The 23,767-nt window shown below is 57.7% G+C and carries 35 protein-coding genes; 2 read left to right on the top strand and 33 right to left on the bottom strand.

Going from position 1 to position 23,767, the window contains the following annotated elements:
• Positions 1-347: 347 nt before the first annotated feature.
• From F8B91_RS04330 to F8B91_RS04300, 7 genes are all read right to left on the bottom strand, one after another.
• Complete coding sequence (locus F8B91_RS04330) at positions 348-857, bottom strand: hypothetical protein (RefSeq protein ID WP_196502471.1); 510 nt, start codon at positions 855-857, stop codon at positions 348-350.
• Positions 848-2,257, bottom strand: a complete 1,410-nt coding sequence (locus F8B91_RS04325; protein ID WP_196502470.1) for an HD domain-containing protein — start codon at positions 2,255-2,257, stop codon at positions 848-850. Before F8B91_RS04325 ends, F8B91_RS04330 begins: the two co-directional genes overlap by 10 nt.
• A 149-nt stretch (positions 2,258-2,406) precedes the next feature.
• Positions 2,407-3,774, bottom strand: coding sequence for a hypothetical protein (locus F8B91_RS04320; RefSeq protein ID WP_246714957.1), 1,368 nt, complete (start codon positions 3,772-3,774; stop codon positions 2,407-2,409).
• Positions 3,775-4,566 carry a creatininase family protein gene (locus F8B91_RS04315; RefSeq protein ID WP_196502469.1) on the bottom strand — a complete coding sequence of 264 codons (792 nt, stop codon included), beginning with the start codon at positions 4,564-4,566 and terminating at the stop codon, positions 3,775-3,777.
• Positions 4,567-4,608: 42 nt separating this feature from the next.
• Positions 4,609-5,751 (bottom strand): septal ring lytic transglycosylase RlpA family protein, encoded by a 1,143-nt coding sequence (locus tag F8B91_RS04310; protein ID WP_196502468.1) that lies wholly within the window; start codon positions 5,749-5,751, stop codon positions 4,609-4,611.
• A gap of 95 nt (positions 5,752-5,846) precedes the next feature.
• Entirely contained in the window at positions 5,847-6,602 is a 756-nt protein-coding gene (locus F8B91_RS04305) for a tetratricopeptide repeat protein (RefSeq protein WP_196502467.1), read from the bottom strand.
• Positions 6,599-7,039 carry a DUF2147 domain-containing protein gene (locus F8B91_RS04300; protein ID WP_196502466.1) on the bottom strand — a complete coding sequence of 147 codons (441 nt, stop codon included), beginning with the start codon at positions 7,037-7,039 and terminating at the stop codon, positions 6,599-6,601. Before F8B91_RS04300 ends, F8B91_RS04305 begins: the two co-directional genes overlap by 4 nt.
• 75 nt (positions 7,040-7,114) lie before the next feature.
• Between F8B91_RS04300 and F8B91_RS04295 the strand changes: the two genes are divergently transcribed.
• Complete coding sequence (locus F8B91_RS04295; protein ID WP_196502465.1) at positions 7,115-7,882, top strand: class II aldolase/adducin family protein; 768 nt, start codon at positions 7,115-7,117, stop codon at positions 7,880-7,882.
• A gap of 52 nt (positions 7,883-7,934) precedes the next feature.
• Here the strand turns inward: F8B91_RS04295 and F8B91_RS04290 are convergent, their stop codons facing one another.
• A complete protein-coding gene (locus F8B91_RS04290; protein ID WP_196502464.1) occupies positions 7,935-8,786 on the bottom strand; it encodes a hypothetical protein in 852 nt (283 codons plus the stop codon).
• A gap of 155 nt (positions 8,787-8,941) precedes the next feature.
• Here F8B91_RS04290 and F8B91_RS04285 point away from each other — a divergent pair, with 155 nt between their 5' ends.
• Complete coding sequence (locus F8B91_RS04285) at positions 8,942-9,844, top strand: DMT family transporter (protein ID WP_196502463.1); 903 nt, start codon at positions 8,942-8,944, stop codon at positions 9,842-9,844.
• Here F8B91_RS04285 and F8B91_RS04280 read toward each other — a convergent pair whose 3' ends face one another.
• From F8B91_RS04280 to rpsS, 25 genes are all read right to left on the bottom strand, one after another.
• Positions 9,845-10,321, bottom strand: coding sequence for a hotdog fold thioesterase (locus F8B91_RS04280; protein WP_196502462.1), 477 nt, complete (start codon positions 10,319-10,321; stop codon positions 9,845-9,847).
• Position 10,322: 1 nt separating this feature from the next.
• Positions 10,323-11,951: a CTP synthase gene (locus F8B91_RS04275; protein ID WP_196502461.1), complete on the bottom strand. Its 1,629-nt coding sequence runs from the start codon at positions 11,949-11,951 to the stop codon at positions 10,323-10,325.
• A 128-nt stretch (positions 11,952-12,079) separates the two neighbouring features.
• Entirely contained in the window at positions 12,080-12,475 is a 396-nt protein-coding gene (gene secG / locus F8B91_RS04270; RefSeq protein ID WP_196502460.1) for a preprotein translocase subunit SecG, read from the bottom strand.
• Positions 12,476-12,585: 110 nt separating this feature from the next.
• Positions 12,586-13,014, bottom strand: a complete 429-nt coding sequence (gene rplQ, locus F8B91_RS04265; protein ID WP_196502459.1) for a 50S ribosomal protein L17 — start codon at positions 13,012-13,014, stop codon at positions 12,586-12,588.
• Between the two features lie 24 nt (positions 13,015-13,038).
• Positions 13,039-14,067, bottom strand: a complete 1,029-nt coding sequence (locus F8B91_RS04260) for a DNA-directed RNA polymerase subunit alpha (protein WP_246714956.1) — start codon at positions 14,065-14,067, stop codon at positions 13,039-13,041.
• Positions 14,068-14,154: 87 nt separating this feature from the next.
• A complete protein-coding gene (rpsK, locus tag F8B91_RS04255) occupies positions 14,155-14,544 on the bottom strand; it encodes a 30S ribosomal protein S11 (RefSeq protein ID WP_196502458.1) in 390 nt (129 codons plus the stop codon).
• Positions 14,545-14,556: 12 nt separating this feature from the next.
• Positions 14,557-14,925: a 30S ribosomal protein S13 gene (gene rpsM, locus F8B91_RS04250; RefSeq protein ID WP_196502457.1), complete on the bottom strand. Its 369-nt coding sequence runs from the start codon at positions 14,923-14,925 to the stop codon at positions 14,557-14,559.
• A 195-nt stretch (positions 14,926-15,120) separates the two neighbouring features.
• Positions 15,121-15,777, bottom strand: coding sequence for an adenylate kinase (locus tag F8B91_RS04245; RefSeq protein ID WP_196502456.1), 657 nt, complete (start codon positions 15,775-15,777; stop codon positions 15,121-15,123).
• A complete protein-coding gene (gene secY / locus F8B91_RS04240; protein ID WP_196502455.1) occupies positions 15,774-17,105 on the bottom strand; it encodes a preprotein translocase subunit SecY in 1,332 nt (443 codons plus the stop codon). The genes F8B91_RS04245 and secY overlap by 4 nt, the downstream gene beginning before the upstream one ends.
• A 59-nt stretch (positions 17,106-17,164) precedes the next feature.
• Positions 17,165-17,656, bottom strand: a complete 492-nt coding sequence (gene rplO / locus F8B91_RS04235; RefSeq protein WP_196502454.1) for a 50S ribosomal protein L15 — start codon at positions 17,654-17,656, stop codon at positions 17,165-17,167.
• 11 nt (positions 17,657-17,667) lie between these two features.
• Positions 17,668-17,859, bottom strand: coding sequence for a 50S ribosomal protein L30 (gene rpmD, locus F8B91_RS04230; protein ID WP_196502453.1), 192 nt, complete (start codon positions 17,857-17,859; stop codon positions 17,668-17,670).
• 12 nt (positions 17,860-17,871) lie between these two features.
• The gene (gene rpsE, locus F8B91_RS04225) at positions 17,872-18,438 is read right to left on the bottom strand and encodes a 30S ribosomal protein S5 (RefSeq protein WP_196502452.1); all 567 of its coding nucleotides are present in this window, start codon (positions 18,436-18,438) and stop codon (positions 17,872-17,874) included.
• A gap of 10 nt (positions 18,439-18,448) precedes the next feature.
• On the bottom strand, positions 18,449-18,811 hold the full coding sequence (gene rplR, locus F8B91_RS04220; protein ID WP_196502451.1) for a 50S ribosomal protein L18: 363 nt from the start codon (positions 18,809-18,811) through the stop codon (positions 18,449-18,451).
• Positions 18,812-18,823: 12 nt separating this feature from the next.
• Positions 18,824-19,357 carry a 50S ribosomal protein L6 gene (gene rplF / locus F8B91_RS04215; RefSeq protein ID WP_196502450.1) on the bottom strand — a complete coding sequence of 178 codons (534 nt, stop codon included), beginning with the start codon at positions 19,355-19,357 and terminating at the stop codon, positions 18,824-18,826.
• Positions 19,358-19,367: 10 nt separating this feature from the next.
• A complete protein-coding gene (gene rpsH, locus F8B91_RS04210; RefSeq protein ID WP_196502449.1) occupies positions 19,368-19,766 on the bottom strand; it encodes a 30S ribosomal protein S8 in 399 nt (132 codons plus the stop codon).
• A gap of 15 nt (positions 19,767-19,781) precedes the next feature.
• Entirely contained in the window at positions 19,782-20,087 is a 306-nt protein-coding gene (gene rpsN, locus F8B91_RS04205) for a 30S ribosomal protein S14 (RefSeq protein ID WP_196502448.1), read from the bottom strand.
• A 14-nt stretch (positions 20,088-20,101) separates the two neighbouring features.
• Positions 20,102-20,785, bottom strand: coding sequence for a 50S ribosomal protein L5 (gene rplE / locus F8B91_RS04200; protein WP_196502447.1), 684 nt, complete (start codon positions 20,783-20,785; stop codon positions 20,102-20,104).
• Positions 20,778-21,095: a 50S ribosomal protein L24 gene (gene rplX / locus F8B91_RS04195; protein ID WP_196502446.1), complete on the bottom strand. Its 318-nt coding sequence runs from the start codon at positions 21,093-21,095 to the stop codon at positions 20,778-20,780. Before rplX ends, rplE begins: the two co-directional genes overlap by 8 nt.
• Entirely contained in the window at positions 21,095-21,463 is a 369-nt protein-coding gene (gene rplN, locus F8B91_RS04190) for a 50S ribosomal protein L14 (RefSeq protein ID WP_196502445.1), read from the bottom strand. The genes rplX and rplN overlap by 1 nt, the downstream gene beginning before the upstream one ends.
• A 14-nt stretch (positions 21,464-21,477) precedes the next feature.
• A complete protein-coding gene (gene rpsQ, locus F8B91_RS04185; protein WP_196502444.1) occupies positions 21,478-21,726 on the bottom strand; it encodes a 30S ribosomal protein S17 in 249 nt (82 codons plus the stop codon).
• Between the two features lie 11 nt (positions 21,727-21,737).
• Positions 21,738-21,932, bottom strand: coding sequence for a 50S ribosomal protein L29 (gene rpmC / locus F8B91_RS04180; protein ID WP_196502443.1), 195 nt, complete (start codon positions 21,930-21,932; stop codon positions 21,738-21,740).
• 15 nt (positions 21,933-21,947) lie between these two features.
• Positions 21,948-22,361 carry a 50S ribosomal protein L16 gene (gene rplP, locus F8B91_RS04175; protein ID WP_196502442.1) on the bottom strand — a complete coding sequence of 138 codons (414 nt, stop codon included), beginning with the start codon at positions 22,359-22,361 and terminating at the stop codon, positions 21,948-21,950.
• 12 nt (positions 22,362-22,373) lie between these two features.
• On the bottom strand, positions 22,374-23,099 hold the full coding sequence (gene rpsC, locus F8B91_RS04170) for a 30S ribosomal protein S3 (RefSeq protein WP_196502441.1): 726 nt from the start codon (positions 23,097-23,099) through the stop codon (positions 22,374-22,376).
• 1 nt (position 23,100) lies between these two features.
• A complete protein-coding gene (gene rplV, locus F8B91_RS04165; protein WP_196502440.1) occupies positions 23,101-23,484 on the bottom strand; it encodes a 50S ribosomal protein L22 in 384 nt (127 codons plus the stop codon).
• A gap of 2 nt (positions 23,485-23,486) precedes the next feature.
• Positions 23,487-23,765, bottom strand: coding sequence for a 30S ribosomal protein S19 (gene rpsS / locus F8B91_RS04160; protein ID WP_196502439.1), 279 nt, complete (start codon positions 23,763-23,765; stop codon positions 23,487-23,489).
• Positions 23,766-23,767 lie beyond the last annotated feature (2 nt).

Below are 23,767 nucleotides of genomic sequence, written 5' to 3'. Positions count from 1 at the left end.
CCGCTTTCCGGTCGTCAAGGAAGCGGAGGAGAAAGCTCCGCCCTGGCTTCGGCCCGATGCAGAATTCTGATGAAAAGACATGGGCCAAAGCCCGGGTGAGGAACGCAGCGATTTTAAATCCGGAGCTGATATTGGTTAGCCATTGAAGGCGCGCAAGTCTTAGTGCCTGCGGTCCAGAACCGGAGCTCCCGGAACCCACCGGCGCGTTAAACCGGATGAGCTGCAGGCGCTGCAAACGAAACCCGCGATGATGAGACGCTGTCGACATCGTCCCCTCCTTAATTTGGGTTAGCGTTCGCGAAGGCATATACTCCTATAGGAATATATTGTCAATGTTTTTATAGATACTAATCTAGATTTGGCAAAGGATGAGGTGATTGAATAGCGGACAATCTGCGATAAAGCGCACGAGCGTTTTCCAATCTAACAAAGTTAGCCTTCTCAGGCTTTCGGCGCGCAGTCTCATTCCAAGGATCATCCACGCCTTCCTCTTCCAAGAACAAAGCGGTAGCCGCGAGTTCAAGCTCGACAGCATCCGCAGCGGCAGCCATTTGAGCCATTTGCAGACGGTGGGCATCAGCCCCCTCAGCTTGAGCGCCATCAGTCGAGTAGATCGAGTAAAGACCTCCCCAGCCAGCCCGTTCTTCTCGTTCATTCACCAATCCGAGAAGGCTGGCTTCGCGCGAAGCCGAGGCCAACGCTTCACTGTATGGCCCGTAGTGCTTGTAAAAAAACTGGATGTCAGGTTCAAATCCAGCTGTCACGAGAAAATAGACGAGCTTTTGAAGCTTGGTGCGCCCAACAACTTCCCCACCAGCATCAACAACAATTTGGCGAACCCTCTGCGCTAACGGCATTCTGAAATCCCTTCCTCCATGGCTGAATCAATTTCAGCTTCAATCTGCGGGTCGTCTTTGGAAAAATACGCCCGGAAAAGCTTGAACACTTTAAGCGAACTAACAACACTTGAACGCTCGTTCAGATCAACCAGATGATCGCCTGAACGCACCATAATTTGGTTCAAGGGCCCTTTTGACCGATCAACTGATCGGTAAGGGGATCGTTCGTCTTCATCGAAGAGAATCTTCGGAAACCCGTCACCATTTGGGAATTTGCCAGTTAATTTCACCTTAACCGAAGCGCAACACTTGTCGATCTGATCAATTTTTTCACGCATATTCGATGACTTAGGATCAATTCGAAGGGCTATCCGCTCCCGCACATCATAGCATTTCAACAATTTTCGGTCTCTGAGTCGTGCGGCAACATGCGCAACAACTTTATCCGAAGCATCAATCATGAGAGGGAGAGCACCCCACACCACTGTATCGTCCAACATGAGCGCTAGCTCCGCACTTTCTGGATCCTTTGCAAATCGAACGATCGGGTGATTATCAAAAAGTCCAGTGGATGCTGTACCCTCAGACTGCACTAAGGTGATGACCCGAACTAGAAGCTCCTCAAAAAGCTTCTCCGCTCCTCGTGTCGCCTTGTGAAAATAAACCGTGGGATAAAGTTGAAATAGCCCCAACACAAATGCCTCAGCAGCATGAACAGCTTTCGGTCCGATGACAAAGGTTTCAACAGAACCAGTTGGCTGATCATCCACCCCCGTTTCAACAGACCTGATTTCGAGATTTGCTAGCAGCCATTGAAAATCAATTCCTGCGTGTTGAGACCCCGTCATAAATCTATCGCGACGCATGTAATCCAAACGATCCGCATCGAACTGACTTGAAACGACAGCGTGATGCACCGTTTTAACTCCGTTCTTTTTGATGATATCAGCCACATCGTCTGAGAAACACTTCCCCATCTCATGGTTCAAGGTCTCAGCAATTTCACCTCTTCTGATGAGCTCTTCGCTTAACAGCTCATGGTTTGCTAGTTTAAGATTTAGGCGACCTCCGACCTTTTCAAATGCATGGCTGAATGGTCCATGCCCAACGTCGTGAACAAGCGCTGCTGCCAAAGCATGGTTTTCACGCGTATCCTGACGGGAGGCCGTGTGGCGATGAACTATCTCCATCAACATCCGCGCGGTGTGAAACACACCAACGCTGTGAGCAAATCGCGAGTGAGTGGCGCCTGGATAAACAAAGTCCGAAAAGCCCAGCTGCTTTATTCGACGAAGCCTCTGAAACGGACGAGTTTGCAGCACCTTCCAAAGCGCTCCCTCCAACTGCGATTTGTTGGGGCCCTCAAAAACGATCAGATCGTGAATAGGATCACGTATTCTTTGTTGCACACCTTCCATCCCTAAATTATACAGTTCTTGTTTTGTTCTTGCAATTGATATCTAGGAATTTTAGAATAGGCGCAATCTACAGTTATCGCATAAGTAATTTTACTACTGGGGATAACTCGAGCGCTAAGCCGGCGAATACAGAGTTCTCTTGCGTATCCCTACCGCATATTCCCGGTATGCCCCAGCGAGAACCGTCCCACTTGCGGCCACACGGTCAGCCCATGCGGCTCGATGCCCACATTGATCTTGGTCACGGCGCCATTGCTGGTGTCGATGGCATAGACTTCGCCATCATAGCGCCCGGCCAGCCAGAGTTCCTTGCCGTCCGGCGTGACATTGCCCATGTCCGGGCTGCCGCCGCCGGGGATCAGCCAAGTGTGTTCCACCGCGTTGGTGGCGAAGTTGATCACTGACACGCTGCCCGGGCCGCTGTGCCGGTCGGGCATGCGGTTGGAGCCGCGATTGGCCACATAGAGCGACTTGCCGTCGCGGCTGACATTGAGGCCGTGTGCGCCCTTGCCAGTGAAGATGAAGCCCGTCTCATTGAACGTGGCCGCATCCACCAGGAACACGCCGTCATTCATCATGTCGGTGACATAGAAGGTCTTGCCATCGGGCGACAGGCGCACATCCTGCGGCATGCCGGGTTTGGAGAACACCAGCTCGCCACTCACCGTGCCGCTTTTCAGATCGACCTTGATCAGGCTGGGGCCGATTTCGCCATGCGCCTCGGTCTTCACCATCTGCCCGTGGCGGCCGGAGACCACGCCGCCGAATTCACACGTGAAAACGATCTCGGAGAAATCGGCATTATAGTCGGCGTGGTTGAGGCCCTCGCACGTAGGCGTGGGGATGCTGGAGACCAGCGCCATGGTCTGCGCGTCACGCAGGTCGAGGCGGCGGTAGGCTTCCGCCACCACGATGGCCAGCTTTCCATCCGGGGTGAAATACATGTTGTAGGGATCATCCACCGCGATCTCGGTGCCGGGCTTGCCGGTGGTGGGATCAATCGGCGTCACGCTGCCCATCTTCGAGCCATCGGCGGTGTTGTTCACCCACAGCGTCTTCTTGTCGAAGCTCGGCACCACATGCTGCGGCCCGCGGCCCACCTTGTAAGTCTCGATCACTTTCTTCGAATTCATGTCGATGACGGTGACGGTGTTCGACGAATGATTGGGCACATAGACGCGCGGCAGCGCCGTCGATGGCCCGATTTTGTCTGACGAAGTTTCGCTGTAGATATTGCCCGCCGCAGAGCCTGCGGCGTTGGCCTTGATCACCGCGTCATCCAAAGCCACCGGCACCGGCGGCACCAGAGGGGCCGGCGTGGCATCACTGCCGACCGGAGCCGGAATGGCACCCAGCGCACCGGCTGCGGCCACCAGCGTTGCGGGCACCGCGTCATTCGCAGCCAGCATCATCTCACGGTGAATGTCCTTGCAGGTGCTGAGATCAGGCGCTTCAGCCGCCTGCCCTCCGCTTACTGCAGCCACGAAGGCCAGACCTACCAGGAAGATCGATTTCATTTAACGCGCCGCCACGAAGTTACGGATTTCGGTTACTGTGCCCGCAATGATGAGGTCAACGCCTTTCTGCCCGAGAGCGGCTGAAGACCGCAGCGGATGGCCCCCATAAATGCCGTCCTTCTCTCCGTAAGTCCCTGATTCCTGCAACCTCTCCGCGCGCACCATGCCGGGCACGGTTGCAAGCTGCAGAGATGTGTCGGCAAGGCCTGCATGGCTGCCGATTTCGCTGTCTTTTATCCCCGCGGCCCGCAGTGCATCCACATAACCCTGCTGCGCTATGTCGTAATAGTGGAGCAGCGCCAGCGCCCTGCCCTTGCCATGCCATTGCGCGTTCAAGGCATCCGCTGCGATGCTCAGATCCTTCTGGTAGCCGCCATGATCGCCGATGAAGATGATATGGGTGAAGCCGGCATGGTGCAGCGACTGGCCAGTCTGCTTGAGCAGCTGGATGAAGGTGTCGTGACTAACGCTCAGCGTGCCGGGAAAGCGCATATGCTCCGTGGGCGGATCAATATTGCCTTCGGGCACATAGGCAATCACCGGTGCCACCAGCGTCTGCCCTGCGGCTTCAGCAATCTTCGCACTCAGGAAAGAAACGCGCGCGTTGTGTTTGCCCAGCGCGATCAGCGGCCCGCTCTGTTCGGTGCCGCCAATAGGCACGATCACCGTGGTTGAACCCGCCCCAATCGCATCGCGCAGCTCAGTCCAGGTCAGATTTTCCAGCAGCACTTCCGCCCGCGCCGATACGGCAAGCAAAACGGAAAATACGAATGCGAAAACCAGCCTGACCATGGCGCTGCTTTAGCGCCATCACATGTCAGTTCCTAGTTGAACTTAGTTCATCGAAATCTGCTGCGGCTCGGCGGCCACCGCCTTGGCGTCTTCATAGCCAGCGCCCTGCACCGCAGTCATCGCCGCATCAGCATCGGCCTTGCTGTTCAGCGGGCCAACTTCAACGCGATAGAGCGGCCCATTGGCGCCCACAGCTTTCACGATGCGGGTCGGGCCGGCATCCGAAAGCTGCTCGAATGCCGTCTTGGCATTGGCAAGGTCATGGAACACGGCCACGCGCACCACATAGGAACGCATTGGTGCGGGCGGTGCCGCAAATGCCGCCGGCTGCAGGTTGCCCTGGTCATCGGTGCCATTGAAATCCTGCGCGACCTGTTGCACAATCTTTTTCCGCGACTTTGGCGCATCCATCGCCACCTGCTGGTCGCTGGCGTAAGGGTCAGCACCATATTGCTGCGTGGCCGGATCATTCATCGCCTGCTGCGAATAGGAACCGCCATCCTGCGGGTCGTCATTGCTGGCTACCTGGGTCGTGGCGCGGGCCGATGTGTCGCCGGACATCGCCACCAGCTGGCCCATCGAGGCGCCGTTGCGCATCGCATTGTTCATCGCCACCATATGGCTCATGGAATCCTGCTTCGGCGCAGGTCCGATCAGCTTGACGCGCACATGCGCCGTGCCCTTCTTGCGGTAGCCCAAAGTATCAGCAGCACGCTTCGAAAGATCAATCACGCGCGTGCCGACAAACGGCCCACGGTCATTGATGCGGACAACCACCTGGCGGTTGTTTTCAAGATTGGTGACCAGCGCATAGGACGGCAGCGGCAAGGTGGCATGTGCTGCGGTAAACGTGTTCATGTCGAAATATTCGCCATTCGAAGTCTTGCGGCGGTGAAAGGCTTCGCCATACCAGGAGGCTGTGCCTTCGCGCTGATAACCAGGCTGTTCCTTGGGGGTGAACCAGCGGCCCGCTACGCTATAGGGTTTGCCGACGAAATATTTGCCGCCACCAAAGGGAATGGCGCCCGAGCCTTTGTAATAAGCGCTGCCATTGCCGGCAAAGGGATCAGCCTTGGCACTGGCAAAGCCATGATGATTTGAAGAAGATGCACGATGATGCGAGCAACCGGCGAGCAACAACCCAAGACCGCCAAGGGCACAAAGCTTCAACCACGACTGGACCATGAGTGTCTCCCACACAACTACTGGGAGTTTTGCAGGCGCGGGGTAAAGTTTAGGTCAAGCAGCGTGGTTAAAGTTCGGTTGAGAACGAGGCAGGGTTAATTGCCCACGCCACTCGTCGAGCCGGTGGTAGAACCCTGCTTGGCCTGCAAGCGTTCAAAATTTTTCTGGCCTGCACCAACGCCGCGCTCACCCGCCAGTTTGTATAAACTCACGGCCTTGGCCATGTCGGCCGTCGTGCCCCAGCCTTTTTCATACATGCCGCCCAGATTGTTCAACGCCCAACCATATTTCTGATCAGCCGCCTTGGTGAACCATTTGAAGGCTTCATCCAAATTGCGCTCGCGACCCAAGCCACGCAGCACCATCACGCCGTAATTGTTCTGGGCTTCGGCCATGCCTTGCTCGGCGGCCTTGAGGTACCATACCCCTGCCTGCTTCTCGTCTTTTGGCAGGCCATCACCGTTTTCAAGGATCGCGCCATACTGGTTCTCTGACAGCATATGCCCCTTCTGGGCCGCCGCCGCGATCAGCTTGATGCCAGTGGCCTTGTCAATTTTCACGCCCGCCGCGCCGCGCATGACAAGTTGCGCCAGCCGGTATTGCGCATCGAGATTGCCATTGAGTGCCGCCTCGCGGTACCAGCGCGCGGCCTCGGAGGCCGAGAGCTTGGTGCCAGCACCCTTTTCATAGGCTTCCGCCACCGCCATCTTGGCTTCGACATCACCCGCTTTGGCGAGTTGCAGCTTTTTCTTGAACGGCAAATCCGCCAAAAGCTGGTCTACAGCAAAGGCGCTGCCCACAGGGGCAGCGGCCAAAGCAAAGACCATCAGAATGGCGATCAGGTATTTCATTTGTTGCGGTTGAAATTCAAATCCCGGCAGATCACGAACCAGCAGCCTTTGACGTTGAGCTTGTCGCCATTCATCTTGGCATAGCCGGAATAATATGAACCATCGTCAGACGAATAGATCTGACCTTTCCAACTGTTGGAACCCGTCTGCTCCATGCCCGTCAACACCGGCATGCCAATCAAACGGCGCGAACGCTGCGATGGATCCTTGTTCTTGAGGTCAAGCTTGGGGGTGCCGTCGGCATTATTCGGCTCCTGCAGGCGCACCACATTGGCGCAAACCTTGGTGCCCTGGCACTGGAAAACATTGACCGTCACCCGGCCATCGTTCAGCGTCCAGTTGCCCCACGGCGTTGCACCACTTGCGGCATCTGCGTGGGCTGCACCTGCAACCACACCAAGGCCCATAACAGCGGCAAGAAGAGTTTTTCCGATCATAGTCTTACGTCTCCAGAGTTTCTTTTGCCTCTCTCCGGCTTTCCATATAACATTCCCCGCAAGAAGGGAAAGGCCATGGCGAAAAAATCGAAGAAGGCGTCTGATTCAACCAATGGCAATGCCGAATGGCAAATGCGTGTTGATCTTGCGGCAGCTTTTAGGCTTGCCGCCAAATACGATTGGCACGAGGCCGTGGCCAACCATTTCAGCCTTGCCACCTCGAGAGATGGCAAGAATTTCCTGATGAACCCGCGCTGGAAGCACTTTTCGCGAATCCGCGCGAAAGACCTTCTGCAGCTCAATGTTGACGATAAAACGGCAATGGAAAAGCCGGATGCTCCTGATCTGACGGCCTGGAGCCTGCATGGCCGCCTGCACGCGGCCCTTCCCCAGGCGCGCTGCATCATCCATCTGCACCCACCCTATGCCACCGCCATCGCCTCACTGGCTGACCCTGAAATCAAGCCGATCGACCAGAACACCGCGCGCTTCTTCAACCGCGTGGCCTTCGACATGGATTACGGCGGCATGGCCAACAGCGACGAGGAAGGTGACCGTATCGCCCGCAAGATGGGCAACAAGCAGATCATGATGATGGGCAACCATGGCGTTCTGATTTGCGCGGAGAGTGTCGCCGAGGCTTTTGACCTGACCTATTATCTCGAACGCGCCTGCCGCAATCTGGTCCTGGCCTACCAGACCGGCCAGAAGCTGCATGTGATGACCGACAAGGTGGCCGAAAACACTGCCCAGGAATGGGCCGCCGACCGCGAACAATTCAAGACGCATTTCAGTGAAATGAAGGCGATTCTGGATTCCGAGGACAAGAGCTACGCGAAGTAGTTCTATTCATCGTCCCATAGTTACGTCATGCCCGCGAAAGCGGGCATTTTCGTCAGGCGACGTTGCGCAATTTGGCGAGGTCCTGGCGGATCGTCTCAACGATCGGCAGCAGCGCACCATCGATGGAAGCTGACCTGCCTTCCGAATGCGCCTGCGCGGACACCATGGTGATCTTGCGCAACAACTCCTCATAGGATTCGGCACGCTTCTCGCTGTAGACCGGCGCAGCAGCCACATGTTCGGCAATAGGCCGCATCGTTGGCACGGGGGCCGGCTGCGGCGCTGGAGGTGCGAGGGTCTTTTCAACCCGCTCGGTCAGGCGAGCGGGTTGCTGGTCCGGGCCGAAGGCATTCATATAGCTCTCAGGCTTTGCAAGGTCCTTGTAGTTATGGGCAGAGGGCGGCAGGGCCGAAGCCCGTGCCGCTTCCCCATGAGCCTCCTCCGGCCCTTGCAGGGAAGCCGGTGGATGCGTGGGCTGGTAATCTTGTGCGAATGCAGAGCTGGGATGCGCCGCTTCCTGAGCCGGCACATAGGCCTTGGCCTCGGCAGCATAGCGCGCCGCGTCCTGGAAGGCCCTGGCAGATTCGCTCATGACTTTGGGGGCTGGAGGCCGTTCCACCGCCTCAACGGGCTTGGCGGCCTCCGGCTTGGCCGCTGGAGCCTTTTTGGGCGGGATTTCGCGCACCACGGTCAAATCACAGGTCTGGTACATCGCCGCCAGCGCATCGGTGGCCCGGGTGACCAGGATTTCCATCGCCTGAATGGACTCATGGACAAAACCCAGGCCGGTCACGAAAGTGTTGTTCTGCGGATCATAAACGCCGGAAATCATGGTCAGCATGCCGTTGATGCGGGCAAGGGCTGCCGCCACATCATCCGCCGGGTGCTTGGGAATGGCCGTCATAGCGAAGTCTCCGAAGGTCCTGAATCACCGAGAATTGTGATTAGGTTTTCGTTAATGCTGGTTAACGCTGAGTTAACGAATGCATCCCTGACCTGCGGCCTGCGCGTTTGCTGGAGCAGTTTCAGGGGCCTATACTCACAAAAAAGAATCCCGCCTTGACCCTTCCCACCGAAAACAAGACCCGCGGCATCCTCTGGATGCTGGCCACCATGCTGTGCTTCATCACGCTGGACACCACCGTGAAATACACGCTGGCCTTCTACCCGTTGATGGAAGTGAACTGGGGCCGGTTTTTCTTCGCCACAGTGATCGCCGTGATCATCGCCGGAAGGCGCCTGCCCCAGCTGCTGAAAACCGCTTTGCCGCAATGGCAGGCTTTGCGCTCTCTCCTGCTGGCCATCACCACCGGTGTTTTCAATGCCGCCATCATGGGCGTGCCCCTACCCACCGGCACTGTGATCATGTTCCTCACCCCCATCATCGTCACCATGATGTCGAGCCTGCTGCTGCGCGAACATGTGGGCTGGCGGCGCTGGCTGAGCATTGGCGCAGGCTTTCTGGGTGCCCTTGTCGTCACTGCGGGCAGCGAATGGTCGGGCACCACCAGCCTCTTCAGCATCGGCCTGCTGTTGATCGCCGCCTTCACCAATGCTTCCTACCAAACAGTCACGCGCCGCCTGCGCACCGATGATCCGCTGACCACGCTGATCTATTCGGCAGCGCTGGGAGCTGTTTTCACTTCCATCCTGCTGCCCTTTTCCAGCTGGGTCTGGCCCACACCTGCCGGCTGGGGCCTGTTGATGCTGGCGGGCCTTGCCGGTTGCCTCGGCCATCTCTGCCTCATTAAGGCGTTCACCGCCGCGCCCGCTTCGGTGGTGGCACCCTTCGCCTATTCCTCGCTGATCTGGGCCACCATCTATGGCTTCCTGATCTGGGGTGATCTGCCGAACGTCACCACACTGGTAGGTGCCGCACTCATCATCGGCTCAGGCCTGTACATCTTCCTGCGCGAACGCCAACTCGGCCAACAGCGCGAGCCGCATGTGACGCTGGAATAACTACTTCGGATAGACCAGGAACGTGCCAGTGGCATGCACGCAGAGGCGGCCCTTGGCATCCTTGAGCTGGCCTTCAGCCGTCAGCATGGTGCGCCCGGAATGCAGGGCTGTGGCGTGCACATGCAGAAGCCCGCTTTCTACATCGACCTTGCGCACATAATTGACGCTGAGCTGCACCGTGCCCAGCCCCTGCCCGGCCGGTAGCTTGCTGACCACCGCCGAACCCATCGCCGAATCCAGCAGTGAAGCCAGATAGCCGCCATGCAGGCGCATCGCCGGATTGTAGAATTCATAGGAAGGTTGCGCTTCCATGTCGGCGAAGCCATCACCCACGGCCACCAGCTTCATCTTCAGCAATTCGCCAAACGGATAGGTGCGTCCTTCGGCAATGACGGCCTTCAGCGTCTCCAGCCCCGTGCGGTTCTTGTAACGCTTCTGCGCTTCGAGTGCGGCTTTGAGAAACGGATTGTCTTCCACGTCAGACCAGGCGGCTCTGCACCACTGCTGCACCGATAAACGAGGCAAACAGCGGGTGCGGCTCGAACGGCTTTGACTTCAATTCGGGATGATATTGCACGCCGATGAACCACGGATGATCGGCATATTCCACCGTCTCCGGCAGCAGGCCATCCGGCGAAAGGCCTGAGAACAGGAGCCCGGCTTTTTCCAGCCGCGCGCGGTAAGCAGTGTTCACTTCATAACGGTGACGGTGGCGCTCGGAAATACGCGTGTCGCCATAAATGCCGGCGATGCGGCTACCGGCCTTGAGGCTGGCTTCGAATGCACCGAGACGCATGGTGCCGCCGAGATCGCCGCCCTTCTTGCGGATTTCAAGCTCATTGCCCTTCATCCACTCAGTCATCGTGCCGACGACCGGTTCCTTGGTGTCACCAAATTCGGTCGAGGATGCATCTTCAATGCCGCACAGATTGCGCGCCGCTTCGATGCAGGCCATCTGCATCCCAAAGCAGATGCCGAAATACGGCACCTTGCGCGTGCGGGCAAATTCCGCCGCCTTGATCTTGCCTTCCGAGCCGCGCTCGCCAAAGCCGCCCGGCACCATGATGCCGTGCACGCCTTCGAGATACGCGCTCGCATCTTCCTTCTCGAAGATCTCGCTCTCGATCCATTCGAGATTGACCTTCACCTTGTTGGCAATGCCGCCATGCACCAGCGCTTCCTTCAGCGACTTATAGGCATCGAGCAGCCCGGTGTATTTGCCCACCACCGCAATGTTCACTTCGCCTTCCGGCTGGGTGATGCGCGACTGGATTTCATCCCACTTGGAAAGCTCCGGCGCCTTCGCATCCGTGATGCCGAAATGCTCCAGCACTTCCGTATCAAGCCCCTCGGCATGATAGGCGCGCGGCACATCATAGATATTGCCCACGTCCAACGCCTGGATCACGGCGGAGGGCCGCACATTGCAGAATTGTGCGATCTTCTTGCGCTCACCCGCCGGAATTTCACGGTCAGCACGGCAGAGAAGAATATCCGGCTGAATGCCGATGGAACGCAGCTCTTTCACCGAATGCTGCGTCGGCTTGGTCTTCAACTCGCCGGCTGTCGGAATGTAAGGCAACAAAGTGAGATGCAGGAACAGGCAGGTGTTGCGCGGGCTCTCCTGGCCGAACTGGCGGATGGCTTCGAAGAAAGGCAAGCCCTCTATGTCGCCTACCGTGCCGCCCACTTCGACGAGCACAAAATCAAAACCATCATTGCCGTTGCGCACGAAATCCTTGATCGCATCAGTCACATGAGGAATGACTTGCACGGTGCCACCCAGATAATCGCCGCGGCGTTCCTTGGTGATGATGTCCTGGTAAATCTTGCCGGTGGTGATGTTGTCGAGCTTGTTGGCGTGACGGCCAGTGAAGCGCTCATAGTGACCAAGATCGAGATCAGTCTCCGCACCATCATCAGTGACGAAGACTTCGCCATGCTGATAGGGGCTCATCGTGCCCGGATCGACATTCAAATAGGGATCAAGTTTGCGCAGCCGCACTTTGTAGCCACGCGCCTGCAACAGCGCGCCTAATGCTGCTGATGCCAAGCCTTTGCCAAGTGAGGAAACCACGCCGCCGGTAATGAAGATGTATCGCGCCATGGGAGTCCACCCTAACAACCAGCCCACGCGATTCGAAGCACCGAATTGTCATGGGCACATAATTTTGTGGAATGACGTGAAACATCAAACTGTTTCACGCCGCGAAAACGAGATTGGAAAACGTGAGTTTACTGTCCGGTCGGAACCGCAGGTGCTGCGGGAGCCGTGCCGCCACCCAGCTGCGGCAGGATCGCCGAGCCACCGCCCGTACCCGTATCAGCCGGCGCCGTGGTGCCGCCGCCCGTTGCAGGAGCAGACTGTACCGGCACATTGCCCACAATCGAGCCACCCTTCTGGTTGGACAGCATGGTGAGGCCAATCGAGGTCAAAAAGAAAGCCGTGGCCAGGATAGCCGTAGCGCGCGTCAGGGCGCTGCCCACGCCACGCGACGAGAAGAGACTGCCGCCACCGCCACCGCCAATGCCGAGCGCCCCGCCTTCAGATTTCTGCAGCATGACCAGCCCAATCAGAAAAAGGGCAATCACCAGATGAACGGCCAGAAGAACGGGAAGAAGGGCTTGCATGGGTATCTCTCTCAAACTTGAAGGCTAAATAGGAGGGATCGCCCCGTCCTGCAAGCCTGCAAAGAAAAAGGGCCGGGAAACCGGCCCTTCAATTCGTCTCAAGCAGCCAATTAGGCCGCCACTGTTTCTTCCGAACCAGCCTTGGCCTGGACCGGACCTGAATCCTTGCCCTTGGCGGTCACGTCGCGGTCAACGAATTCGATCACGGCAACGGCGGCGTTATCGCCGTGGCGAAAGCCAGCCTTCATGATGCGGGTATAGCCGCCCTTGCGGTCAGCGTAACGCTTGGCCAACACGTCAAACAGCTTCTTGGTTTGATCGACGTCCTTCATCTGGCTGATGGCCTGACGGCGCGCATGGAGCGAACCCTTCTTGCCCAGCGTGATCAGCTTTTCGATGATCGGACGCAGGTCCTTGGCCTTGGGCAGCGTGGTAACGATCTGCTCATGCTTGATCAGCGACGCGCACATATTCGCAAACATCGCCTGGCGATGTTCGGACGTGCGGTTGAGTTGGCGGCCTTTAAAACCGTGACGCATGATAGACTCCTAAATTCTCAAATCTCAATAATGGCTTTCGAGCTTCTTGGCGAGCTCGTCAATGTTTTCCGGCGGCCAGTTCGGCACTTCCATGCCGAGATGCAGGCCCATCTGTGCCAGAACTTCCTTGATTTCGTTGAGCGACTTGCGGCCGAAATTCGGCGTGCGCAGCATCTCGGCTTCGGTCTTCTGGATCAGATCGCCGATATAAACGATGTTGTCGTTCTTCAGGCAGTTGGCCGAGCGGACAGAAAGCTCAAGCTCATCAACCTTCTTGAGGAGTGCAGCATTGAACGGCAGTTCATGGCGCACTTCTTCAGTGATCTGAGCCTGGGGCTCGCTGAAGTTGATGAAGACCGAGATCTGGTCCTGCAGAATGCGGGCGGCATAGGCGACCGCATCTTCCGGCGACACAGCACCATTGGTTTCAACGGTCATCACCAGCTTATCATAATCGAGGATCTGGCCTTCGCGGGTGTTCTCGACGCGGTACGAAACGCGGCGCACCGGCGAATAAATCGAGTCGATCGGGATCAGGCCGATAGGCGCATCTTCCGCACGATTGCGGTCAGCGGCCACATAGCCCTTGCCATTGTTGATGGTGAATTCAACGCGCAGCTCAGCGCCTTGGTCCAGCGAGCAGATCACATGCTCAGGATTCAGAACCTGCACGTCAGCGCTCTGCTGAATGTCGCCAGCCTTGACGATGCCAGGGCCGGTCTTCTTCAGCGTCAGGCGCTTCGGGCCTTCTGCATGCATCGCAAAAGCGATTTCCTTGATGTTCAGGATCATGTCCGTCACATCTTCGCGCACGCCGGCAATCGACGAGAACTCATGCAGGACGCCGTCCACCTGGATAGAGGTGACGGCAGCGCCCTGCAGCGACGACAGAAGGATGCGGCGCAGCGCATTGCCCAAAGTGGTGCCAAAGCCGCGTTCCAGCGGTTCTGCAACAACGGTGGCGACGCGGCGTTTGTCTTTTCCGGGCTGGATATCGATCTTCGTCGGACGGATCAATTCCTGCCAATTCTTCTGATTGACTTGCATGTTCATGTTCCCTTGGCCTCCGGAAGGATTTGAACCTTCCAAACTCAGGTAATTTCAAATCGAAGGCGTGCCGGGCACGCCTTCAGCGAATGGCTAGACGCGGCGGCGCTTCGGCGGGCGGCAACCATTGTGCGGAATGGGCGTGATGTCGCGGATCGAGGTGACCTGCAGGCCAGCGGCCTGGAGGGCACGAAGGGCTGACTCACGGCCCGAACCCGGACCCGTCACTTCCACTTCAACCGTGCGCATGCCGTGCTCGATGGCAGCGCGGGCAACCTGCTCACCGGCCATCTGGGCAGCGTAAGGGGTCGATTTGCGCGAGCCCTTGAAGCCCATCTTGCCAGCCGACGACCAGACAATCGTATTGCCCTGCACGTCGGTGATGGTGATCATCGTGTTGTTGAACGATGCATTCACATGCACCATGCCGGATGAAACGTTCTTGCGCTCTTTTTTGCGCGGGCGGGCAGCTTCTTTAGCCATATGAGGTAATCCTTACTTCTTCTTGCCTTGAATGGCCTTAGCCGGGCCCTTGCGGGTGCGAGCATTGGTGTGGGTGCGCTGGCCGCGGACCGGAAGGCCCTTGCGGTGACGCAGGCCACGGTAGCAGCCCAGATCCGTCAAACGCTTGATATTGACGGCGATTTCGCGGCGAAGATCACCTTCCACCGTATAGTCACGGTCGATGATTTCGCGGATGGCCAGCACTTCGGCGTCAGAAAGCTCGTTCACACGCTTGGCAGCGGGAATCTTCACTTCATTGCAAATGATCTTGGCGTTGTTCGGGCCAATGCCATTGATGTAACGCAGCGCGATTTCTACGCGCTTGCCAGTCGGGATATTTACGCCTGCAATACGGGCCACTCTATTCTCCTTGTCAAATCAGAGACTTGCAGCCCCTGACTTATAAACCAAAACCCTGTTCCGGTGTCTTCATTTAAAAGACACAAGGCCGTGCCAAGAGAGAATACTCCCTTCGCCAGCCAACTGTTGGGTCAGAATTGGGCCGTCCTTAGAGGGGAATCACTACCCCGTCAACCCGGAAAGCCCTTAAAAACCCTAACCCTTTGCTGCCTCGACAAGACTCGCAATTGCCTTCGTTACCTGGGCAATTTCGGCCATGCCATCGACCACATGCAGATTGCCCTTGGCCCGGTAATAATCCACCAGGGGGGCCGTCTGCTTGTTGTAAACTTGAAGGCGGTCACGGACCGTCTTCGCATTATCATCTGGGCGGCGCACGAACTCGGTAGAGCCGCATACGTCGCAAACCCCGGCCGTGTTCGGCGGGGCAAATTTATCATGGTAGCCCTGCCCGCACTTGGCACAGGTGAAGCGGCCGGCGATACGCTCAATCAGCGCCTCGTCATCGACCTTCATTTCAATTACGGCATTGAGCTTCTGGCCCTTGGAGGCCAAGAGCTTGTCCAGCGCCTCGGCCTGGGCCGGCGTGCGCGGGAAACCGTCAAACACAGCACCCTTCTTGACGTCAGGCTGATCCAGCCGGTCGGATACGATACCGATCACTACGTCGTCAGAAACGAGGTCGCCGCGGTCCATGATGGCCTTGGCCTTCAGGCCGGTTTCGGTGCCCGCTGCAATGGCAGCGCGCAGCATGTCACCGGTCGAGAGCTGCTTGAAGCCAAACTTGCCCTCGAGGATTTTCGCCTGTGTTCCCTTGCCCGCCCCTGGCGGCCCCAACAAAATCAGGTTCATCGGCCGCGAGTCCGCAATGTCGATTTCTTCATCAGGCGCTCATATTGCTGGGTCAGCAGATGGCCCTGGATCTGTGCCACTGTGTCCAGCGTCACCGAAACCACGATCATCAGCGACGTGCCGCCGAAATAGAACGGAATGCCTGAGTAACCCACCAGCATTTCGGGGATCAGGCAGATCACCACGATATAGGCAGCACCGATCACCGTGATGCGGGTCAAAATACGATCGAGATATTCAGCCGTCTGATCACCAGGGCGGATGCCCAGAATGAAGCCGCCGGACTTCTTGAGATTGTCGGCCGTTTCCTTCGGGTTGAACATGATCGAGGTGTAGAAGAAGCAGAAGAACACGATCAGCAGCGCATACATGATCAAGAACAACGGCTTGCCGTGGCCGAGCATGGCGACGATTTCGTTGAACCAAGCCGGGCCCTTGCCGGCCGAGAAGTTAGCCACAGTCAGTGGCAGCAACAGCAGCGAGGATGCGAAGATCGGCGGGATAACGCCTGACGTATTGAGCTTCAGCGGCAGATGCGAGCTTTCAGCCTGGGTCAGGCGCATGCCCACTTGTCGCTTCGGATATTGGATCAGCAGGCGGCGCTGCGCGCGTTCAAAGAACACAATGAAGGCCACAACCGCAATCGCCAGCACCAGGATGCCCATGATCACGAAGGGTGACAGCAGGCCCTTGCGGCCCAGTTCCAGCAAGGCTGCAACGCCCGCAGGCAGGTTGGCCACGATGCCGGAGAAAATGATGAGTGACGTGCCGTTGCCGATACCGCGTGCGGTGATCTGCTCACCCAGCCACATCAGGAACACCGTGCCGCCGGTCAGCGTGATCACGGTGGAGGCAATGAAGAAGGGACCTGGATTGAGCACCAGCCCGCCCCTGCCCTCAAGCCCGATGGCGATGCCATAGGCCTGCATGGCAGCAAGGATCACCGTGCCATAGCGGGTATATTGATTGATCTTCTTGCGGCCAGATTCACCTTCCTTCTTGAGCGCTTCAAGCTGGGGCGAAACCGTCGTCATCAACTGCATGATGATCGAGGCCGAAATGTACGGCATGATGTTCAGCGCGAAAATGGCCATGCGGCCCAGTGCGCCGCCTGCCAGGCCATTCATCCAGCCCAGAATGCCCGAGGCGTTCTGCTGGGTGAACTGCGCAATGGCAGCGGTATCAATACCGGGAATGGGGATATAGGAGCCGAGGCGGTAGACCAGCAAAGCACCCAGCGTGAACCAGATGCGACGCTGAAGGTCTTCATTCTTCGTCAGCGAACTGAAATTGATATTGGCTGCTAATTGTTCAGCTGCTGATGCCATCGTGCTTATCCTTTGAACGCAAGGCCCTCATATAAGAGGGCCCCGCCGATTCAACAACCTTAGGCCTTGTGCTCGACCTTGGGGGCCGGTTCAGGACGCAGAACCTTGACCTTGCCGCCGGCCTTTTCAACCGCAGCAATGGCACCCTTGGTGGCGTAGAACACTTCAAAGTTCAGAGCGGCCTTGAGCTCAGCCGAGCCGATCAGGCGAACGCCCTTGGCCAGCTTGGTGATGACGCCGGAAGCCAGCAGGCTTTCCTTGGTCACCGGGCTCTTGGCGTCGATCTTCTTGGCTTCGACGGCAGCGGCAATGCGCGCCAGCGAAACTTCATTATATTCAACCACATTCGGCTTGTTGAAGCCGCGCTTGGGCAAGCGGCGATAGATCGGCATCTGGCCGCCTTCGAAACCTGCTTTGGCGCCGCCCTTACGAGCCGTCTGGCCTTTGCCACCGCGGCCGGCAGTCTTGCCGAGGCCGGAACCGATGCCGCGGCCCACACGCTTCTTGACGTGGCGGGCGCCGGCATTATCAGCGATTTGATTCAGTCTCATCGAGGTAATCCTTATTCAACCACGCGCACGAGATGCGCGACTTTGCGGATCATGCCGCGCACTTCAGGCGTATCGGTCAGTTCAGATTGCTTGCGGATACGGCCAAGGCCCAGGCCGATCAGGGTCTGTTCCTGAATGGCCGGACGGCGGTTCGCACTTGCGATCTGTTCGAGCTTGACGGTTTTTGCTGCAGCTTTTGCCATGATCAATATTCCTTAGTCAGCCACAACGTCGTTGGTGCGGTTCTTGAGAACTTCCGACACCTTCTTGCCGCGGCGGGCAGCCACGGAACGCGGAGACACCTGCTTCTTCAAAGCGTCAAACGTCGCACGAACCATGTTGTAGGGGTTCGACGAACCACGCGACTTGGCTACAACGTCAGCCATGCCCACGGATTCAAATACAGCGCGCATCGGGCCACCGGCGATAACGCCAGTACCGGGAGGAGCGGTACGCAAGGTCACCTTGCCAGCGCCCCAGCGGCCATCAATGTCATGATGCAAAGTGCGGCCTTCGCGCAGCGGCACGCGGATCAAACCACGCTTGGCTGCTTCAGTTGCCTTACGCACAGCTTCCGGCACTTCGCGTGCCTTGCCGTGACCAAAGCCAACGCGGCCCTTCTGGTCGCCGACGACGACGAGAGCTGCAAAGCCGAAGCGCTTACCACCCTTCACCACCTTGGCGACGCGGTTGATATGCACCAGCTTGTCGATGAATTCGCTGTCGCGCTCTTCACCGCCCTTGTCGTCACGCCTGCCGCGCTCTGAACGTTCTTTTGCCATGTGTCGATCCTTAGAACTTGAGCCCGGCTTCGCGAGCCGCTTCAGCCAGCGCCTTGACGCGGCCATGATAAATGTACGAACCGCGGTCAAACACCACGTCCTTGACGCCGGCCTTCACAGCGCGCTCAGCGACGAGCTTGCCGATGGCGGTTGCGGCGTCCTTGTTCGCGCCGGTCTTCTTGCCGTCGATGAACGCCTTTTCCAGCGTCGAGGCGGAAGCCAGCGTGTGGCCTTTCACGTCATCGATGATCTGAGCCGAGATGTTCTTCGAAGAACGGAACACCGACAGACGCGGACGGCCGTTTTCACGGGCCTTGAGAACCTTGCGTACGCGGACCTTGCGCAGGTCCATAGCTTTCTTTGCAGTTGCCATTTTCCCGATTCCTTACTTCTTCTTGCCTTCTTTGCGGTGGATGTACTCACCCGCATACTTCACGCCCTTGCCCTTGTAGGGTTCCGGGCCGCGGTATTCGCGGATCTCGGCAGCCACCTGGCCGACTTTCTGCTTGTCGATGCCCGACACCACGATTTCCGTGGGCTTCGGCACCTTGATTTCGATGCCGGCTGGCACTGCGTAATTCACATCATGGCTGTAGCCAAGATTGAGCTGCAGAACCTTGCCGTTCAGCGCGGCGCGGTAACCCACGCCGTTGATTTCGAGCGACTTCGAGTAACCCTCGGTCACACCCTTCATCAGGTTTGCAACGAGTGTACGCGACATGCCCCAAGACGAGCGGGCCATCTTGCTCTGGTTGATCGGATCAACCTTCACGCCGCCCTCTTCCATCTTCACGAGCACTTGCTCGTTCAGAACGACCTTGAGTTCGCCCTTTGGGCCTTTGACCGATACGGTCTGGCCGTTCACGTTGGCGGTAACGCCGGCGGGAACAACAACTGATTTTTTGCCAATACGAGACATATTGCTTACCTCAGAATACGGTGCAGAGCACTTCGCCGCCGACATTCTGGGCGCGGGCATCCGAGTCCGACATCACGCCCTTCGGCGTAGACAGGATCGAGATGCCAAGGCCGTTGAACACGGATGGCAGAGTGTCAACCGACGCGTAAACGCGGCGGCCAGGCTTGGACACACGGGTCATCTCCTTGATGACCGGCGCGCCGTCGAAATACTTCAATTCCACTTCGATCTCGGACTTGCCGTCCTTCTCAACAGTGGCGAAGCCGCGGATGTAACCTTCATTGGCCAGAACCTGGAGCACACGCTCACGCAGCTTGGACGGAGGAATGGCGACCTTGGACTTGGAACGCATCTGCGCATTGCGGATGCGAGCGAGCATGTCGGAGATCGGATCGTTTACGATTGTCATCTTTCAGATCCTCCCTTACCAGCTCGACTTGACCATGCCCGGGATCAGACCCGAGTTGGACATTTCGCGCAGCGCGATACGCGACAGCTTCACTTTGCGGTAGAAACCACGCGGACGGCCGGTCAGCTCGCAACGGTTGCGGATGCGGACCTTGGCCGAGTTGCGCGGCATTTCAGCGAGCTTCAGCACGGCGGCGAAACGCTCATCCATCGGCGTCTCTTTCTTCATGATGAGAGCCTTGAGCTTCTTGCGGCGCACGTCAGCAAGCTTCGACATCTTGCGGCGCTTGTCGTTGCGGTTGATTGAACTGGTCTTTGCCATATCGGATCCTTTGCTTACGCAGCCTGCTTCTTCGGCGCGGCGCTGCGGCGGAAGGGGAAGTTGAATGCTTCAAGGAGAGCCCGGGCTTCCTCGTCGGTCTTGGCTGTGGTGCAAACCACCACGTCCATGCCCCAGATGCGGTCGATCTTGTCGTAATCGATTTCCGGGAAAATCAGATGTTCCTTGATGCCCATGGCGTAGTTGCCATTGCCATCAAACGAACGCTCGGTCAGACCGCGGAAGTCGCGCACGCGCGGCAGAGCCACGGTGATCAGGCGGTCGAGGAATTCATACATGCGCGTCTTGCGCAGCGTGACCTTGGCGCCGATCGGCAGGTTTTCGCGGATCTTGAACTGTGCGATGGCCTTGCGGGACTTGGTGATCACGACCTTCTGGCCGGCGATCTTCTGCAAGTCCGAGGCAGCAACCTGCACCAGCTTTGAATCCTGGGTGGCTTCACCGATGCCCATATTGAGGACAACCTTGGTGATGCGCGGCACCATCATGATGTTGGCATAGTTGAACTGCTTCTGCATTTCAGGACGCACCACGTCGATGTAATGCTTCTGCAGGCGCGCCACATAGCCTTCCGGCAGGCCGGCATTGGCATTCGCCACTGTCGCTTCTGCGGACTCGCCCTTCTTGGCGCCTTTCGGTGCCTTAGGCTGCTTGGCAGCCTTTGGTTCTTGTTCAGCCATTGATCACTTCTCCACTGCGCTTGGCAACGCGGGCTTTTTTGCCGCCGTCAAGCGTCTTAAAACCAACTCGCGTGGCTTTGCCCGACTTGGGATCGGTCAACGCGATATTGGAAATATGTATTGGCAGCGGCTTCGAGATGATACCGCCTTCATTGGCGCCCTGCGTCTTGGTGTGACGCTTGGCAATGTTGATACCGGACACGATGGCGCGGTTCTCGGCCGGGATCACCTGGATCACGTCGCCGGTCTTGCCTTTGTCCTTGCCTGTAAGAACGATAACCTTATCGCCCTTCTTGATCTTGGCAGCCATTACAGCACCTCCGGAGCAAGCGAAATGATCTTCATCTGGTTCTTGCCGCGCAGTTCGCGGGGCACCGGTCCGAAGATACGGGTGCCGACCGGTTCGCCCTGGGCGTTGATCAGCACGGCGGCGTTCTTGTCAAAGCGGATCGACGAGCCATCGGCGCGGCGAATGTCCTTGGCGAGACGAACGACAACAGCCTTCATGACTGAGCCCTTCTTCACACGGCCACGCGGAATGGCTTCCTTGACGGAAACCACGATGATGTCACCGATGGTGGCATAACGGCGCTTCGAGCCACCCAGCACCTTGATGCACTGGACGCGGCGCGCGCCGGAATTGTCGGCCACTTCGAGATTGGTTTCTTGCTGAATCATGTTCTATCCCAATCTTATGCTTTGGCCGGATCAACTTTGCCGACAAGCGCCCAGCGCTTCAGCTTCGATGACGGCTTGGTTTCTTCGATGCGAACGATCTCGCCGGTCTTGGCTTCGTTCTTCTCGTCATGGGCATGATACTTCTTCGAAAGACGCACGGTCTTTTTGAAGACGGGATGCAGAAGGCGGCGTTCCACCTTCACGACAATGGTCTTGTCGTTCTTGTCCGAGACTACCACACCTTGCAAAACGCGTTTCGGCATTTTCTATTCTCCTACTTCGCGTTCTTGGCGGCTGATTGCGCCGTCTTCAGACGGGCAATATCACGGCGCAATTCACGGATACGCGAAGGCTTTTCCAATTGACCCGAAGCGCGCTGGAAACGCAGGTTCAGCGCTTCCTTCCTGGCCTTCAGGATTTCTTCTTTAACCTGCTCATTCGAGAGGCCCTTGATGTCGGCGTACTTCATCTGTCAGCCCTCCCCTTATTCGCCCAGGCGCGCAACAAAGCGCGTCTTGATCGGCAGCTTGGCGGCGGCCAGAGCCAGCGACGATTCAGCGATTTCACGGCTCACACCGTCAACCTCGAACAGCACGCGGCCTGGCTTCACACGAGCGGCCCAATATTCGGTAGAACCCTTGCCGGAGCCCATGCGGACTTCAGCAGGCTTCTTGGAAACCGGCACGTCCGGGAACATGCGGATCCACACGCGGCCGGCACGCTTCATGCCACGGGCAAGAGCACGACGGGCTGCTTCAATCTGGCGGGCCGTAATACGGTCCGGCTCCAAGGCCTTGAGGCCGAAGGAACCAAAGTCCAGCGTGTTGCAGCTGGTGGCCTTGCCATGAATGCGGCCCTTGTGGGCCTTGCGGTATTTTGTCTTTTTAGGTTGCAGCATGACGATACTCTATCAAGCGTTGGCCGGCTCGCGCTCACGGCGCGGCGGACGATTCTGGTGGCTGTCGCCACCGCCTTCATTGGCGAGGCGGTCCTGGGCCATCGGATCATGCTCAAGGATTTCGCCCTTGAAGATCCAGACCTTGACGCCGTTGGTGCCGTAAGCCGTATGGGCCGTGGCCACACCGTAATCCAAATTGGCGCGCAGCGTATGCAGCGGCACGCGGCCTTCGCGGTACCATTCCACACGGGCGATTTCAGCACCGCCGAGGCGGCCCGAGCAGGTGATCTTGATGCCTTCAGCGCCGAGACGCTGGGCCGATTGCACGGCGCGCTTCATCGCACGGCGGAAAGCCACGCGGCGTTCGAGCTGCTGGGCAATGTTGTCGGCAACGAGCGTAGCGTCGATTTCCGGCTTGCGCACTTCAACGATGTTGAGGTGAACTTCCGAAGCGGTCATCGTGGCGACCTTGTTCTTCAGCTTTTCAATGTCGGCGCCCTTCTTGCCGATCACCACACCCGGACGGGCGGAATAGATCGTCACGCGGCACTTCTTGTGCGGGCGTTCGATGACCACGCGCGACACGCCGGCCTGCTTCAATTCCTTGGTGAGATAGGCGCGGATCTTCACGTCTTCATGAAGCATATTGCCGAAATCGCGGCTGTTGGCGAACCAGCGGGAATCCCACGTGCGGTTGATGCCGAGGCGGAAGCCGATTGGATTGATCTTTTGACCCATGTTATGCGGCCTCTTTGCTATTTTGACGGACGATAATCGTCAGTTCACTGAAGAATTTTGCCAGATGGCCAACACGGCCGCGGGAGTCCGGCGACCAGCGCTTCATCACCAGGTTCTTGCCAACCCAGGCTTCGGCCACAACGAGATCGTTGATGTCGAGCGAGTGGTTGTTCTCGGCGTTGGCGATGGCGCTTTCCAGCGTCTTCTTCACGTCGATGGCGATGCGGCGGCGCGAGAAAGTGAGGTGCGCGAGAGCCTTGGCAACTTTCATGCCGCGGATTTCGGTTGCCACTTCATTCAGCTTGCGCGGGCTGATGCGGATCGAACGGGTGATCGCTTTCGCTTCAGTCGGCTTCAGGGCGCGTGGGGTTTTGGGCTTGCTCATGATTACTTCGCTGCCGCCTTCTTGTCAGAAGCAGAGTGAGCCTTGAAAGTACGCGTCGGTGCGAATTCACCGAGCTTGTGGCCCACCATTTCTTCCGAAATGTGCACGGGGATGAACTTGTTGCCGTTATGGACCTGGAATGTCAGGCCAATGAACTGCGGCAAGATGGTCGAGCGGCGCGACCAGGTCTTGATGGCCTGATTGCGCTGACCACGTACGGCCTCCGCCTTCTTCAACAGATACCCGTCAACAAACGGGCCTTTCCAGACTGAACGTGTCATCG

It is taken from the genome of Aestuariivirga litoralis, assembly GCF_015714715.1.
Classification (GTDB): Bacteria; Pseudomonadota; Alphaproteobacteria; order Rhizobiales; family Aestuariivirgaceae; genus Aestuariivirga; species Aestuariivirga litoralis_A.
Note: the sequence above shows the minus strand (reverse complement) of the source record. Positions and strands in the feature narration are given on the sequence as shown.

What these genes read in the sequence shown, in the direction of transcription:
- rplX (WP_196502446.1), bottom strand. Translation starts at nt 21,095, where the DNA reads ATGGCTGCCAAGATCAAGAAGGGCGATAAGGTTATCGTTCTTACAGGC.
- rplQ (WP_196502459.1), bottom strand. Translation starts at nt 13,014, where the DNA reads ATGCGTCACGGTTTTAAAGGCCGCCAACTCAACCGCACGTCCGAACAT.
- F8B91_RS04275 (WP_196502461.1), bottom strand. Translation starts at nt 11,951, where the DNA reads ATGGCGCGATACATCTTCATTACCGGCGGCGTGGTTTCCTCACTTGGC.
- rplN (WP_196502445.1), bottom strand. Translation starts at nt 21,463, where the DNA reads ATGATTCAGCAAGAAACCAATCTCGAAGTGGCCGACAATTCCGGCGCG.
- rpsC (WP_196502441.1), bottom strand. Translation starts at nt 23,099, where the DNA reads ATGGGTCAAAAGATCAATCCAATCGGCTTCCGCCTCGGCATCAACCGC.
- F8B91_RS04325 (WP_196502470.1), bottom strand. Translation starts at nt 2,257, where the DNA reads ATGGAAGGTGTGCAACAAAGAATACGTGATCCTATTCACGATCTGATC.
- rplO (WP_196502454.1), bottom strand. Translation starts at nt 17,656, where the DNA reads ATGAGACTGAATCAAATCGCTGATAATGCCGGCGCCCGCCACGTCAAG.
- rplP (WP_196502442.1), bottom strand. Translation starts at nt 22,361, where the DNA reads ATGCTGCAACCTAAAAAGACAAAATACCGCAAGGCCCACAAGGGCCGC.
- rplV (WP_196502440.1), bottom strand. Translation starts at nt 23,484, where the DNA reads ATGAGCAAGCCCAAAACCCCACGCGCCCTGAAGCCGACTGAAGCGAAA.
- F8B91_RS04290 (WP_196502464.1), bottom strand. Translation starts at nt 8,786, where the DNA reads ATGACGGCCATTCCCAAGCACCCGGCGGATGATGTGGCGGCAGCCCTT.
- secG (WP_196502460.1), bottom strand. Translation starts at nt 12,475, where the DNA reads ATGCAAGCCCTTCTTCCCGTTCTTCTGGCCGTTCATCTGGTGATTGCC.
- rpsS (WP_196502439.1), bottom strand. Translation starts at nt 23,765, where the DNA reads ATGACACGTTCAGTCTGGAAAGGCCCGTTTGTTGACGGGTATCTGTTG.
- rplF (WP_196502450.1), bottom strand. Translation starts at nt 19,357, where the DNA reads ATGTCTCGTATTGGCAAAAAATCAGTTGTTGTTCCCGCCGGCGTTACC.
- F8B91_RS04320 (WP_246714957.1), bottom strand. Translation starts at nt 3,774, where the DNA reads ATGAAATCGATCTTCCTGGTAGGTCTGGCCTTCGTGGCTGCAGTAAGC.
- rpsN (WP_196502448.1), bottom strand. Translation starts at nt 20,087, where the DNA reads ATGGCAAAGACCAGTTCAATCAACCGCAACGACAAGCGCCGCAAGATG.
- rpmD (WP_196502453.1), bottom strand. Translation starts at nt 17,859, where the DNA reads ATGGCAAAAGCTGCAGCAAAAACCGTCAAGCTCGAACAGATCGCAAGT.
- F8B91_RS04300 (WP_196502466.1), bottom strand. Translation starts at nt 7,039, where the DNA reads ATGATCGGAAAAACTCTTCTTGCCGCTGTTATGGGCCTTGGTGTGGTT.
- F8B91_RS04245 (WP_196502456.1), bottom strand. Translation starts at nt 15,777, where the DNA reads ATGAACCTGATTTTGTTGGGGCCGCCAGGGGCGGGCAAGGGAACACAG.
- rplR (WP_196502451.1), bottom strand. Translation starts at nt 18,811, where the DNA reads ATGGCAACTGCAAAGAAAGCTATGGACCTGCGCAAGGTCCGCGTACGC.
- F8B91_RS04315 (WP_196502469.1), bottom strand. Translation starts at nt 4,566, where the DNA reads ATGGTCAGGCTGGTTTTCGCATTCGTATTTTCCGTTTTGCTTGCCGTA.
- secY (WP_196502455.1), bottom strand. Translation starts at nt 17,105, where the DNA reads ATGGCATCAGCAGCTGAACAATTAGCAGCCAATATCAATTTCAGTTCG.
- rplE (WP_196502447.1), bottom strand. Translation starts at nt 20,785, where the DNA reads ATGGCTGAACAAGAACCAAAGGCTGCCAAGCAGCCTAAGGCACCGAAA.
- F8B91_RS04260 (WP_246714956.1), bottom strand. Translation starts at nt 14,067, where the DNA reads ATGAACATGCAAGTCAATCAGAAGAATTGGCAGGAATTGATCCGTCCG.
- F8B91_RS04330 (WP_196502471.1), bottom strand. Translation starts at nt 857, where the DNA reads ATGCCGTTAGCGCAGAGGGTTCGCCAAATTGTTGTTGATGCTGGTGGG.
- F8B91_RS04295 (WP_196502465.1), top strand. Translation starts at nt 7,115, where the DNA reads ATGGCGAAAAAATCGAAGAAGGCGTCTGATTCAACCAATGGCAATGCC.
- F8B91_RS04310 (WP_196502468.1), bottom strand. Translation starts at nt 5,751, where the DNA reads ATGGTCCAGTCGTGGTTGAAGCTTTGTGCCCTTGGCGGTCTTGGGTTG.
- rpsK (WP_196502458.1), bottom strand. Translation starts at nt 14,544, where the DNA reads ATGGCTAAAGAAGCTGCCCGCCCGCGCAAAAAAGAGCGCAAGAACGTT.
- rpsH (WP_196502449.1), bottom strand. Translation starts at nt 19,766, where the DNA reads ATGACAATCGTAAACGATCCGATCTCCGACATGCTCGCTCGCATCCGC.
- F8B91_RS04305 (WP_196502467.1), bottom strand. Translation starts at nt 6,602, where the DNA reads ATGAAATACCTGATCGCCATTCTGATGGTCTTTGCTTTGGCCGCTGCC.
- rpsQ (WP_196502444.1), bottom strand. Translation starts at nt 21,726, where the DNA reads ATGCCGAAACGCGTTTTGCAAGGTGTGGTAGTCTCGGACAAGAACGAC.
- rpmC (WP_196502443.1), bottom strand. Translation starts at nt 21,932, where the DNA reads ATGAAGTACGCCGACATCAAGGGCCTCTCGAATGAGCAGGTTAAAGAA.
- rpsE (WP_196502452.1), bottom strand. Translation starts at nt 18,438, where the DNA reads ATGGCAAAAGAACGTTCAGAGCGCGGCAGGCGTGACGACAAGGGCGGT.